The organism is Pseudomonas sp. NBRC 111124, from assembly GCF_001320245.1.
In the GTDB taxonomy this organism is placed as follows: domain Bacteria; phylum Pseudomonadota; class Gammaproteobacteria; order Pseudomonadales; family Pseudomonadaceae; genus Aquipseudomonas.
The window spans coordinates 1-11,610 of the sequence record NZ_BCBA01000071.1 but is presented as its reverse complement, the minus strand read 5'-3'; the positions used below and the strand labels follow the sequence as shown (position 1 = coordinate 11,610).

The following is an 11,610-nucleotide window of genomic DNA, read 5'->3' as shown; positions in this document are numbered from 1 at the left end:
GCATGGCTGACGAGTGGAAAGCGCCGGTTAACGAGACCGAAGAGGAGCGCCTCGCTCGTGAAGCGCGTGAAGCGCATAACGAAGAGGTTCGTGTCGAGCAGAAAAGCTGGAAGCTACTGGAAAAGACCCTGCTGGCCGGGGTTCAGGAGCAGCGTCGGGCCCGTCGTTGGGGGATCTTCTTCAAGCTGCTGACCTTCGTCTACCTGTTCGGCATTTTTGTGTTGTTCACGCCCCTGATGGACATGGACAAGGCGGCCACGCGCAGTGGCAATCACACGGCCCTGATCGAGGTGCGCGGGGTGATCGCCGATCAGGAGGCCGCCAGCGCCGATAATCTGGTCAAGAGCCTGCGCGATGCGTTCAAAGACCCCAAGACCAAAGCGGTGGTCATGCGCATCAACAGCCCGGGTGGCAGCCCTGTGCAGGCGGGCTACGTGTATGACGAGATCCGTCGTCTGCGGGGCGAGCACCCGGATATCAAGCTGTATGCGGTCATCACTGATCTGGGCGCCTCGGGTGCCTACTACATTGCCAGTGCGGCGGATGAGATCTATGCCGACAAGGCTAGCCTGGTCGGGTCCATTGGCGTGACGGCGGCCGGTTACGGCTTCGTGGGTTCAATGGAGAAGCTGGGCGTCGAGCGCCGTACCTACACCGCCGGTGAGCACAAGGCCTTCCTTGATCCCTTCTCGCCAGAAAAGCCTGACGAGCGCGCGTTCTGGCAGGGTGTGCTGAATACCACTCATCAGCAGTTCATTGCCATGGTCAAGCAGGGGCGAGGAGAGCGCCTGAAGGACAAGGAGCATCCGGAGCTGTTCAGCGGCCTGGTCTGGTCGGGTGAGCAGGCCAAGGCGCTGGGGCTGGTGGATGGGCTGGGCAGTGCCAGCTATGTGGCGCGTGAAATTGTCGGTGAGAAGGATCTGGTCGATTACACCGTGCAGGAGTCGCCGTTCGATCGCTTCTCCAAGCGTATTGGTGCGAGCGTGGCTGAGCATCTGGCCATGTGGATGGGGTTCCAGGGGCCGCAGTTGCGCTGATTCGAGATTGCCTGGGGCGCAAAGCGCCCCCAAAAATCTCAAGGTATTACTACGCCTTCCCGAGTCAGCATATCTACCAGCCGAATCAACGGCAGCCCGATCAGGCTGGTCGCGTCGCACCCATGGGTGCTCTGAAACAGGCTCACGCCCAATCCCTCCGCCTTGAAGCTGCCTGCGCAATCCAGTGGCTGTTCCGCCGCCACATACCGCTCCACGCGCTCCCGGTCCAGTTCGCGCATCGTGACCGTAAATGGCACGCAATCGACCTGGCATAGCCCGGTAGCTGTATTGAGTAGCGCTAGCCCGGTCAGGAAGGTCACTTGCTGGCCGCTGGCTTCCAGTAATTGTTCGCAGGCGCGCTCGAAGGTGTGTGGCTTGCCAAGGATCTGCTCGCCGAGCACTGCTACCTGGTCGGAGCCGATGATCAGGTGCTGCGGGTGGCTGCCGGCAAGTGCCTCGGCTTTTTGCTGGGCCAGGCGCCTTACCAGTTCCACGGCGGGCTCGTCAGCCAGGCGCCGCTCGTCTAGATCGGGGCTTGCCCAGGTGAAAGGCAGGCGCAGGCGTGCGAGCAGTTCGCGCCGGTAGGCAGAGCTGGAAGCCAGCAACAGAGGCAGCATGATAGACTCCTGGTCAGTTGAACCTGATTCTAACATGCGAGATGCCGCTGAATTTCCTTTGACAGAGGCGGGGGGCATCCCTAGAATGCTGCGCCTATGTTGAATGACCCGATTCCACCTCACGTTGACCCGCGCAAATTAGCCGACCGAGGCGTATCCATCACTGGTACGCTGCAACTCGCTGATTTGGAAAGACTCTGCGACCCGCTTTCCGACAATGTCGGTACGGTGCAGGCGAAGTTCGATTTTGAACGAGATGAGCAGCACGTGGTGGTTATCCACAGCGAGCTGGACGTCGAAGTCAAAATGGTTTGCCAGCGTTGTCTTGAGCTGGTCACCCTGCCGATCCACAGCGAATGTACTTACGCTGTGGTAAAGGAGGGTGCGAATACCCAGTCGTTGCCGAAAGGCTATGACGTGCTGGAACTGGGCGAAGATCCATTGGATCTGCAGGCCTTGGTCGAGGAGGAGCTGCTGCTCGCCTTGCCCATCGTGCCTGCTCATCATCCGGAAGATTGCCAGCAGCCGGCGGGCGCAGACGAGCCCGAATCGAGCAAGGACGAGGTATCGCGGTCCAACCCGTTCAGTGTTTTGGCGCAGTTAAAGCGTGACCCAAACGTTTAGGAGTTAATCAATTATGGCTGTTCAGCAGAACAAAAAATCCCGCTCTGCCCGTGACATGCGCCGTTCGCACGACGCCCTGTCGGAAAACGCGCTGTCGGTAGAAAAGACCACCGGTGAAGTGCACCTGCGTCACCACGTGTCGCCAGAAGGCGTATACCGTGGTCGTAAAGTGATCGACAAGGGCGCTGACGAGTAATCCTTGTCCGCTCAGATCATCGCGATCGACGCAATGGGCGGGGACTTCGGTCCCCGCAGCATTGTCCAGGCTAGCATTGCCTGCCTTTCGGCTACCCCCTCGCTGCACCTGACCCTCGTCGGTCAACCCTCCCTCCTTGAAGATCTTGTCAGCGGCCTTGCGGCTGCGGATCGCGCGCGCCTGCAGATTGTCGCCGCCAATGAGGTGATCGGTATGGACGAGCGGCCATCCCAGGCGTTGCGTGGCAAGCCGGACTCGTCGATGCGTATCGCCCTCGAACTGGTGCGGGACGGCAAGGCCCAGGCCTGCGTCAGTGCCGGCAATACCGGGGCGCTGATGGCGCTGTCGCGTTTCGTGCTCAAGACCCTGCCGGGTATCGATCGGCCGGCCATGGTTGCGGCGATCCCGACCCAGGCGGGCTACTGCCAGCTGCTTGATCTTGGCGCCAACGTCGATTGCAGTGCCGAAAACCTCTACCAGTTCGCCGTCATGGGCTCTGTGGCTGCCCAGGCCTTGGGTGTTCATCGGCCGCGCGTGGCGCTGTTGAACATCGGTACCGAGGACATCAAGGGCAACCAGCAGGTCAAACTGGCGGCCACGTTGCTGCAGAACGCCCGTGGCCTCAATTATGTCGGCTTCGTCGAAGGTGACGGCCTGTACCGCGGCGAGGCGGATGTGGTGGTGTGTGACGGTTTCGTTGGCAACATCCTGCTCAAGTCCAGCGAAGGCCTGGCGACCATGATCGGCGAGCGTATCGAAAAGCTTTTCAAGGGTGGCGCGTTGTCGCGGCTGGCCGGGGCTGTGGCGATGCCGCTGCTCAAACGCCTGCAGGCCGACCTGGCACCGGCGCGGCACAATGGGGCCAGCTTTCTCGGCCTGCAGGGCATCGTCATCAAGAGCCACGGCTCGGCGGGTGTGCAGGGGTTCCAGAGCGCGATTCAGCGAGCGCTGATCGAGATCCAGGAAAACCTGCCGCAGCGGTTGCATGGCCGCCTCGAAGATTTGTTGCCTTAGGCATTTCGCCGATGAAATGCTTAAATGTGACCGCTTGGTCTGCGTTTCCATCCAAGTTTTCATATTCTGCGTCTAGCCTAGGGCTGGGCGCTCCCCATTCGACGACAAGATCATAAGGGCTTGTTCAATGTCTGCATCCCTCGCATTCGTCTTCCCCGGTCAAGGTTCCCAGTCGCTGGGCATGCTCGCCGAACTCGGCGCTGAAAAGCCGGTGGTCATCGAGACCTTCAAGGAGGCTTCCGAGGCTCTGGGCTATGACCTGTGGAAGCTGGTTCAGGAAGGTCCGGAAGAACAACTCAACCAGACCGACAAGACTCAGCCGGCGATCCTTACCGCTTCCATCGCGCTGTGGCGTCTGTGGCTGGAAGAGGGCGGCGCACAGCCGGCCTTCGTTTCCGGCCATAGCCTGGGTGAGTACAGCGCCCTGGTCGCTGCCGGTGCGCTGTCGCTGAAAGACGCCGTGCGCCTGGTCGAGCGTCGTGGCCAGCTGATGCAGGAAGCCGTGCCGGCCGGTCATGGCGCCATGGCTGCGATCCTCGGCCTGGATGATGCTGATGTCATCGCCATTTGTGCCGAGGCTGCCGAAGATCAAGTAGTCAGCGCAGTCAACTTCAACTCGCCAGGCCAGGTCGTTATCGCCGGTAACAAGGCTGCCGTAGAACGTGCGATGGAGCTGTGCAAGGCCAAGGGTGCCAAGCGCGCTCTGCCGCTGCCGGTCAGCGTACCGTCGCACTGCGCCCTGATGAAGCCGGCTGCCGAGCGCTTTGCCGAGTTCGTCAACGCCATTGAATGGAAGGCTCCGCAGATTCCGGTAGTGCAGAACGTCACTGCCGCCATCCCCGCCGACCTCGATACGCTGAAGCAAGACCTGCTGGCGCAGCTGTACCAGCCGGTACGCTGGGTTGAATGCGTGCAGACCCTGGCCGCCAACGGTGCGGTCAACTTGGTCGAGTGCGGCCCGGGCAAGGTGCTGGCTGGCCTGAACAAGCGTTGCGCCGACGGCGTGACCACCTACAACCTCAATACCCCTGACGCTGTCGCCGCCACCCGCGCGGCGCTAGCCTGATTTGGAGAAGCTTGCATGAGCCTGCAAGGTAAAGTTGCACTGGTCACCGGCGCCAGCCGCGGTATTGGCCAGGCCATCGCCCTCGAGCTGGGCCGCCAGGGCGCGACCGTGATCGGTACCGCTACGTCGGCGTCCGGTGCCGAGCGCATCGCCGCCACCCTGAAAGAACACGGCATCGCCGGTACCGGCATGGAGCTGAACGTTACCAGCGCCGAGTCCGTGGAAGCCGTGCTGGGCGCCATCGGCGAGCAGTTCGGGGCGCCGGCCATTCTGGTCAACAACGCCGGTATCACCCGCGACAACCTCATGCTGCGCATGAAGGATGACGAGTGGTTCGACGTGATCGACACCAACCTGAACAGCCTCTACCGTCTGTCCAAGGGCGTGCTGCGTGGCATGACCAAGGCTCGCTGGGGCCGTATCATCAGCATCGGTTCGGTCGTCGGTGCCATGGGCAACGCCGGTCAGGCCAACTACGCGGCGGCCAAGGCCGGCCTCGAAGGCTTCAGTCGCGCCCTGGCGCGTGAAGTAGGTTCGCGTGGCATCACCGTCAATTCAGTGACCCCGGGCTTCATCGACACCGACATGACCCGCGAGTTGCCAGAAGCGCAGCGCGAAGCCCTGCAGACCCAGATTCCGCTGGGCCGCCTGGGCCAGGCTGACGAAATCGCCAAGGTGGTTTCGTTCCTGGCGTCGGACGGCGCTGGCTACGTTACCGGCGCCACCGTGCCGGTCAACGGCGGGATGTACATGTAAAACTGCAACGCAATGTGACGGATTGCTTCAAAAAAGAGTCATACTGCGAGCCTAAAATCCGTTATAAAGCTGCAACCAGATTCCGGACAGAGGGTTGGGTGACTGATGGGAAGATGCGTTTAACTTGAAAAGTGAACGCCTTTCTATAAAATTGGTCACCGGCCAGCTGCCTGACATATGTCCATTAGGAGTGAAAACTAGGTATGAGCACCATCGAAGAACGCGTCAAGAAAATCGTCGCCGAGCAACTGGGCGTCAAGGAAGAGGAAGTGACCGTTGAGAAGTCCTTCGTCGATGACCTGGGTGCCGATTCGCTTGACACCGTTGAGCTGGTGATGGCTCTGGAAGAGGAATTCGAGACCGAAATCCCTGACGAAGAAGCCGAGAAGATCACTACCGTTCAAGCTGCAATCGACTACGTCAAGAACCACCAGGCTTAAGACGTTGTAGTCGACGCTTCTTGTCGAGAAGAACCGCACTGCCATTACTGGCGTGCGGTTTTTTCTTTGCGAGCCAGCGGCGTCGTTTCGCTTGCTACGAGAGCTTGTTGCCATTTCATTCCATTGCTTGAATGCAATGGCAAGAAACTCTGTGATTAGAAAAGGAGAGTACTGTGTCGCGTAGACGCGTCGTGGTCACCGGTATGGGTATGCTGTCGCCTCTGGGTACCGATGTACCGAGCACCTGGCAGGGCATTCTGGCTGGCCGCAGTGGCATTGGTCCGATCGAACACACGGACCTGTCTGCCTACTCCACCCGTTTTGGCGGCTCGGTGAAAGGCTTCGAGGTTGAGCAGTACCTGTCGGCCAAAGAGGCCCGCAAACTCGACCTGTTCATTCAGTACGGCTTGGCGGCCGGTTTTCAGGCGGTGCGTAACGCCGGCCTGGAGGTCACCGACGCCAACCGCGAGCGCATTGGCGTGGCCATGGGCTCGGGTATCGGCGGCCTGACCAACATCGAAGAAACCAGCCGGACCTTGCACGAGCAGGGCCCGCGCCGTATTTCGCCGTTCTTCGTACCGGGTTCGATCATCAACATGATCTCCGGTTTCCTGTCGATCCACCTGGGGCTGCAGGGGCCGAACTTCGCCATTGCCACCGCTTGCACCACCGGCACCCACTGTATCGGCATGGCCGCGCGCAACATCGCCTACGGTGAAGCCGACGTGATGATCGCCGGTGGCGCCGAGATGGCTGCCTGTGGCCTGGGTATGGGCGGCTTCGGTGCGTCCCGTGCGCTGTCGACCCGCAACGATGAGCCAACCCGTGCCAGCCGTCCGTGGGACAAAGGCCGTGATGGTTTCGTGCTGTCTGACGGTGCCGGTGCCCTGGTGCTCGAAGAGCTTGAGCACGCCAAGGCCCGCGGTGCCACCATCTATGCCGAGCTGGTCGGTTTCGGCATGAGCGGTGACGCCTACCACATGACGTCGCCACCCGACAGCGGTGAAGGCGCTGCCCGCTGCATGGCCAACGCCCTGCGTGATGCTGGCATCCAGCCTGAGGAGGTCAGCTACATCAATGCCCACGGCACCTCGACCCCGGCGGGTGACATCGCCGAAGTCGCGGCGATCAAGCGTGTGTTCGGTGAGCATGCCTACAAGCTGGCTGTGAGCTCGACCAAGTCGATGACCGGTCACCTGCTCGGCGCTGCCGGTGCGGTAGAGGCGATCTTCAGCGTGCTGGCAATCAACAGCCAGATGGCGCCGCCGACCATCAATCTCGACGAGCCGGACGATGGCTGCGACCTCGACTTCGTGCCGCACCAAGCGCGCAGCATGCCGATCGACGTGGTGTTGTCCAACTCGTTCGGCTTTGGCGGTACCAACGGTTCGCTGGTGTTCCGCCGGTTCGCCGATTGATGCACAGCTGGATCGACGGCCAGCCCGCGACTGCAATCAATGTGCAGAACCGCGGCCTGGCCTACGGCGATGGTGTGTTCGAGACCATCGCCGTGCGCGGTGGTCGGCCCAGTTTGCTGGACGGCCATCTGGCCCGCCTGGCGCTGGGCTGTCAGCGCCTGGCGATCGGCGCCGACCTGGCGCTGGTGCGCGATGAAATCCTGCGCTTCGCCAGTCAGCTGGGCGATGGTGTCGCCAAGCTGGTTCTCACCCGTGGCGACAGCCAGCGTGGCTACGCGCCGGTTGCCGGCGTCGCACCGCGGCGAATTCTCCAGGGCAGCCCGCTGCCCAGCTATCCTGTCGAACATGCCGAGCATGGCGTAAGGCTGTTCCCCTGCCAGACCCGGCTTGGGGAACAACCGTTGCTGGCCGGTCTCAAACACCTCAATCGCCTGGAGCAGGTGCTGGCCCGTGCCGAGTGGCAGGACAGCGAACATGCCGAAGGCCTGATGCGTGACGGCCAGGGCAGGGTGGTCGAAGGCGTATACAGCAATCTGTTCCTGGTGCTCGATGGCGTGCTGCTCACGGCTGACCTCAGTCGCTGCGGCGTTGCTGGCGTGATGCGTGGTGCCCTGCTGGAGCAGGCGCAACGGCTGGGCATGCCGGTACAGGTGCGTGATATCGCCTTCGACGAACTGCAGCAGGCGGATGAAGTGTTCGTCTGCAACAGTGTCTACGGTGTATGGCCCGTGCGTGGAATTGCCGCGTTGAACTGGTCGCCGGGCCCGCTCACCCGTAAACTGCAGGCCGTCGCCCGTACGTTACTGGATACCTGAATTCGTGAGACGCAAATTCCTGCTGCTGCTGGAAATGGGCTTGATCCTTGCCGGCCTGGCCTTGGGCTGGTCGGCCTGGAAGATCAACTCGGTGCTGGAGCAGCCTCTGCATGTGGCCGAAGAGCGCCTGCTCGACGTGCCCAGTGGCACCAACCCCAACCGCATGTTCTATCGCATGCAGGCCGACGGCCTGCTCGATGACGCCGTCTGGCTGCGCTTGTACTGGCGCTTCAACATGGCTGGCACGCAGTTGCACACAGGCGAGTACCGCCTCACCCCTGGCATGACCGTGGAAGAGCTGTTCGACGCCTGGCGTCGTGGCGATGTGGTGCAGTACAACCTGACCCTGGTCGAGGGCTGGACCTTCCGCCAAGTGCGCTCGGCAGTGGCAAAGCATGAAAAGATCAAGCACACGCTCGAAGGCCTTTCCGACTCCGAAGTGATGGACAAGCTCGGCCACACCGGGGTGTTCCCCGAAGGCCGGTTCTTCCCCGACACCTACCGTTTCGTGCGCGGCATGAGCGACGTCGAGTTGCTGCAGCAGGCGTACATGCGCCTGGACGAGGTGCTGGCCAAGGAGTGGGCAGAGCGTACCACCGACCTGCCTTACCGTGACCCGTACCAGGCCTTGATCATGGCCTCGCTGGTGGAGAAGGAAACCGGCATCCCCCAGGAGCGTGGGCAGATCGCTGGCGTCTTTGTCCGTCGCCTGCGCCTGGGCATGATGCTGCAGACCGACCCAACGGTGATCTACGGCATGGGTGAGCGCTACAACGGCAAGATTTCTCGCGCCGACCTGCGCGAACCGACGCCTTACAACACTTACACCATGACCGGCCTGCCACCGACCCCGATCGCCATGGTCGGGCGCGAGGCGATCCATGCCGCGCTCAATCCATCCGATGGCACCAGCCTGTACTTCGTCGCCCGAGGCGATGGCAGCCACGTGTTCTCCGATGACCTGGACGATCACAACTCGGCGGTGCGCGAATTTCAGCTCAAGCGTCGCGCGGACTACCGGTCCAGCCCGGCACCAAGTGCACCTGCGGACGCGGCCGAGCCTGCTGAGCAAGACCCCGCCAGCGAAACCGCACCGGCTGATACGCCGACGCTTGACGAACAACATTAAGGACTGCCTGTGAGCGGCTTGTTTATTACCCTGGAAGGCCCCGAAGGTGCGGGCAAGAGCACCAACCGCGATTACCTGGCCACGCGCTTGCGCGAACAGGGGCTGGACGTGGTGCTGACCCGTGAGCCCGGTGGTACCCCGCTGGCAGAGAAAGTTCGCGAGCTGTTGCTGGCACCGAGTGACGAAGTGATGGCGGCCGATACCGAGCTTCTGCTGGTATTCGCCGCCCGCGCCCAGCACCTGGCCCAAGTGATTCGCCCGGCGCTGGCTCGTGGTGCAGTGGTCCTGTGCGACCGCTTCACAGATGCCACCTATGCCTATCAGGGTGGCGGTCGCGGCCTGTCCGTGGAGCGCATCGCTACCCTCGAGCAATTCGTCCAGGGTGATCTGCGCCCGGACCTGACCCTGGTCTTCGACTTGCCGGTGGAAGTCGGCCTGGCCCGCGCCGCCGCGCGCGGTCGCCTGGACCGTTTCGAGCAGGAAGGCCAGGCCTTCTTCGAGGCCGTGCGCCAAGCCTATCTGCAACGCGCCCAGCGCGAACCGCAGCGCTACAGCCTGCTCGATGCCGCGCAGCCGCTTGAGGCCGTGCAGCGTTCCATCGATGGGCTGCTGCCGGCCATTGTGGGGCGTAGCCGTGGCTGAGGCCTACCCTTGGCAGCAGGCGCTCTGGCAGCAACTGGCCGGGCGCGCCCGGCATGCCCACGCCTATCTGCTGCATGGCCCGCAGGGCATCGGCAAGCGCGCTATGGCCGAACGGCTGATGGCGCGCCTGCTGTGCCAGCAGCCGCAGGGGATGGAGGCTTGCGGACAATGCAAGTCGTGCCTACTGCTCAACGCCGGTAGCCACCCGGACAACTTCGTGCTGGAGCCGGAAGAGGCCGACAAGCCGATCAAGGTCGACCAAGTGCGCGAACTGGTGTCGTTCGTGGTGCAGACGGCACAGCTGGGCGGGCGTAAAGTGGTGTTGATCGAGCCGGTCGAGGCGATGAACGTCAACGCGTCCAACGCCTTGCTCAAGAGTCTTGAGGAGCCTGCGGGCGATACCGTGCTGTTGTTGGTCAGCCACCAGCCCAGCCGCCTGCTGCCGACCATCAAGAGCCGCTGCCAGCAAGTCGCCTGCCCACAGCCGAGCTTGGCGCAAAGCCGAGCCTGGTTGGCCACGGCATTGCCCGAAAGCCACGAGGCCGAGCGTGAGGAACTGCTGACCTTAGCTGCCGGTTCGCCGCTGATGGCCGTGAGCCTGCAGGCACAAGGTGTGCGTGAGCAGCGTGCGCTGGTGACTGACGGGGTCAAGAAGCTGCTCAAGCAGCAGCAATCGCCCAGCCAGTTGGCCGAGGCCTGGAGCGGTGTGCCGTTGTTGTTGTTGTTCGACTGGTTCTGCGACTGGTCGCATCTTATTTTGCGCTACCAATTGACGCAGGATGAAGAAGGCCTGGGTCTGGCCGACATGCGCAAGGTGGTGCAGTACCTTGCGCAGAAGGCCCGCCAGGGCAAGGTGCTGGAGGTCCAGGCATGGATTCTCGAACAGCGCCAGAAGGTGCTCGGTAAAGCCAACCTCAATCGCGTCTTGCTGCTGGAAGCCTTGCTGGCCCATTGGGTACAGCTGCCGGGTTCCCGCTGATTTTCCATCTTTTCATGTGTGCCGCCTGCCATGCTCGTAGATTCCCATTGCCACCTCGACCGTCTTGACCTGAGTGCCCACCAGGGCTCCCTCGATGCCGCCCTGCAGGCGGCGCGTGAGCGCGGGGTCGGGCATTTCCTGTGCATTGGCGTCAGCGCCGAAAACGCCGGGGCGGTGAAGGCGCTGAGCGAGCAGTACGCCGATGTCGACTGCTCGGTGGGCGTGCATCCGCTGGATCTCGCGCCGGGCGAGACGCCAGCGCTGGAGTGGTTACTGCGCGAGCTGGCGCACCCGCATGTTGTTGCGATTGGCGAAACCGGCCTGGACTACCACTACGAGCCGGAAGCCGCCGAGTTGCAGCAGGCGTCCTTCCGCTTGCACCTGGAGGCCTCGCGCCAGACTGGCAAGCCGGTGATCGTGCATACCCGTGCGGCGCGGGCCGATACCCTGGCGTTGCTGCGTGAAGCGAATCTGCCGCAGGCGGGCGTGCTGCATTGCTTCACCGAAGACTGGGACATGGCCAAGGCGGCACTGGACCTGGGCTATTACATTTCGCTGTCCGGCATCGTCACCTTCCGCAATGCCGAAGCCCTGCGCGAGGTGGCGCGGCAGGTACCGGTTGATCGCCTGCTGGTGGAAACCGACTCACCTTACCTTGCACCGATCCCGCATCGTGGCAAGCCGAACCTGCCGCAGTATGTGCGGGAGGTGGCGGAGTATGTGGCTTCGTTGCGTGGGGTCAGCTACGCGCAGCTGGCCGAGCAGACCACCGGCAACTTCAAGCGCCTGTTCCCGCTGGCGCGGGTGGCCTGAATCCAGTCCAATCGCTTTTGCTTTGCTTTTGCTTCTAAGTGCGCGGTAGTGCAGGCGACGCAAA

14 protein-coding genes are annotated in these 11,610 nt (G+C 62.5%); 13 read left to right on the top strand and 1 reads right to left on the bottom strand.

The window, feature by feature from the left end; all coding sequences use genetic code 11:
- Positions 1-2: 2 nt before the first annotated feature.
- Positions 3-1,037, top strand: a complete 1,035-nt coding sequence (locus tag APH28_RS24770; protein ID WP_060513104.1) for a S49 family peptidase — start codon at positions 3-5, stop codon at positions 1,035-1,037.
- Positions 1,038-1,075: 38 nt separating this feature from the next.
- On the opposite strand, the gene APH28_RS24765 is transcribed toward APH28_RS24770, so the two are convergent.
- On the bottom strand, positions 1,076-1,654 hold the full coding sequence (locus tag APH28_RS24765; RefSeq protein WP_060513103.1) for a nucleoside triphosphate pyrophosphatase: 579 nt from the start codon (positions 1,652-1,654) through the stop codon (positions 1,076-1,078).
- Positions 1,655-1,750: 96 nt separating this feature from the next.
- Here APH28_RS24765 and APH28_RS28410 point away from each other — a divergent pair, with 96 nt between their 5' ends.
- The 12 genes from APH28_RS28410 (at position 1,751) to APH28_RS24705 (ending at position 11,546) form a co-directional block, all read left to right on the top strand.
- Complete coding sequence (locus APH28_RS28410) at positions 1,751-2,278, top strand: YceD family protein (RefSeq protein WP_082432390.1); 528 nt, start codon at positions 1,751-1,753, stop codon at positions 2,276-2,278.
- Between the two features lie 13 nt (positions 2,279-2,291).
- Positions 2,292-2,474 (top strand): 50S ribosomal protein L32, encoded by a 183-nt coding sequence (rpmF, locus tag APH28_RS24755; protein ID WP_010223221.1) that lies wholly within the window; start codon positions 2,292-2,294, stop codon positions 2,472-2,474.
- Positions 2,475-2,477: 3 nt separating this feature from the next.
- On the top strand, positions 2,478-3,488 hold the full coding sequence (gene plsX / locus APH28_RS24750; protein WP_082432389.1) for a phosphate acyltransferase PlsX: 1,011 nt from the start codon (positions 2,478-2,480) through the stop codon (positions 3,486-3,488).
- A gap of 127 nt (positions 3,489-3,615) precedes the next feature.
- Positions 3,616-4,554: an ACP S-malonyltransferase gene (gene fabD / locus APH28_RS24745; RefSeq protein WP_060513101.1), complete on the top strand. Its 939-nt coding sequence runs from the start codon at positions 3,616-3,618 to the stop codon at positions 4,552-4,554.
- Between the two features lie 15 nt (positions 4,555-4,569).
- Positions 4,570-5,310: a 3-oxoacyl-ACP reductase FabG gene (fabG, locus tag APH28_RS24740; protein WP_060513100.1), complete on the top strand. Its 741-nt coding sequence runs from the start codon at positions 4,570-4,572 to the stop codon at positions 5,308-5,310.
- Between the two features lie 203 nt (positions 5,311-5,513).
- Positions 5,514-5,750, top strand: a complete 237-nt coding sequence (gene acpP / locus APH28_RS24735) for an acyl carrier protein (RefSeq protein WP_060513099.1) — start codon at positions 5,514-5,516, stop codon at positions 5,748-5,750.
- Between the two features lie 173 nt (positions 5,751-5,923).
- Entirely contained in the window at positions 5,924-7,168 is a 1,245-nt protein-coding gene (fabF, locus tag APH28_RS24730) for a beta-ketoacyl-ACP synthase II (protein ID WP_060513098.1), read from the top strand.
- On the top strand, positions 7,168-7,983 hold the full coding sequence (gene pabC, locus APH28_RS24725) for an aminodeoxychorismate lyase (protein ID WP_060513097.1): 816 nt from the start codon (positions 7,168-7,170) through the stop codon (positions 7,981-7,983). The genes fabF and pabC overlap by 1 nt, the downstream gene beginning before the upstream one ends.
- 4 nt (positions 7,984-7,987) lie before the next feature.
- The gene (gene mltG, locus APH28_RS24720) at positions 7,988-9,112 is read left to right on the top strand and encodes an endolytic transglycosylase MltG (protein WP_060513096.1); all 1,125 of its coding nucleotides are present in this window, start codon (positions 7,988-7,990) and stop codon (positions 9,110-9,112) included.
- A gap of 9 nt (positions 9,113-9,121) precedes the next feature.
- The gene (gene tmk, locus APH28_RS24715) at positions 9,122-9,754 is read left to right on the top strand and encodes a dTMP kinase (RefSeq protein ID WP_060513095.1); all 633 of its coding nucleotides are present in this window, start codon (positions 9,122-9,124) and stop codon (positions 9,752-9,754) included.
- Entirely contained in the window at positions 9,747-10,733 is a 987-nt protein-coding gene (locus APH28_RS24710; protein ID WP_060513094.1) for a DNA polymerase III subunit delta', read from the top strand. Before tmk ends, APH28_RS24710 begins: the two co-directional genes overlap by 8 nt.
- Positions 10,734-10,763: 30 nt before the next feature.
- On the top strand, positions 10,764-11,546 hold the full coding sequence (locus tag APH28_RS24705) for a TatD family hydrolase (RefSeq protein WP_060513093.1): 783 nt from the start codon (positions 10,764-10,766) through the stop codon (positions 11,544-11,546).
- Positions 11,547-11,610 lie beyond the last annotated feature (64 nt).

What these genes read in the sequence shown, in the direction of transcription:
- rpmF (WP_010223221.1), top strand. Translation starts at nt 2,292, where the DNA reads ATGGCTGTTCAGCAGAACAAAAAATCCCGCTCTGCCCGTGACATGCGC.
- APH28_RS28410 (WP_082432390.1), top strand. Translation starts at nt 1,751, where the DNA reads ATGTTGAATGACCCGATTCCACCTCACGTTGACCCGCGCAAATTAGCC.
- fabD (WP_060513101.1), top strand. Translation starts at nt 3,616, where the DNA reads ATGTCTGCATCCCTCGCATTCGTCTTCCCCGGTCAAGGTTCCCAGTCG.
- APH28_RS24705 (WP_060513093.1), top strand. Translation starts at nt 10,764, where the DNA reads ATGCTCGTAGATTCCCATTGCCACCTCGACCGTCTTGACCTGAGTGCC.
- acpP (WP_060513099.1), top strand. Translation starts at nt 5,514, where the DNA reads ATGAGCACCATCGAAGAACGCGTCAAGAAAATCGTCGCCGAGCAACTG.
- pabC (WP_060513097.1), top strand. Translation starts at nt 7,168, where the DNA reads ATGCACAGCTGGATCGACGGCCAGCCCGCGACTGCAATCAATGTGCAG.
- APH28_RS24770 (WP_060513104.1), top strand. Translation starts at nt 3, where the DNA reads ATGGCTGACGAGTGGAAAGCGCCGGTTAACGAGACCGAAGAGGAGCGC.
- fabG (WP_060513100.1), top strand. Translation starts at nt 4,570, where the DNA reads ATGAGCCTGCAAGGTAAAGTTGCACTGGTCACCGGCGCCAGCCGCGGT.
- APH28_RS24765 (WP_060513103.1), bottom strand. Translation starts at nt 1,654, where the DNA reads ATGCTGCCTCTGTTGCTGGCTTCCAGCTCTGCCTACCGGCGCGAACTG.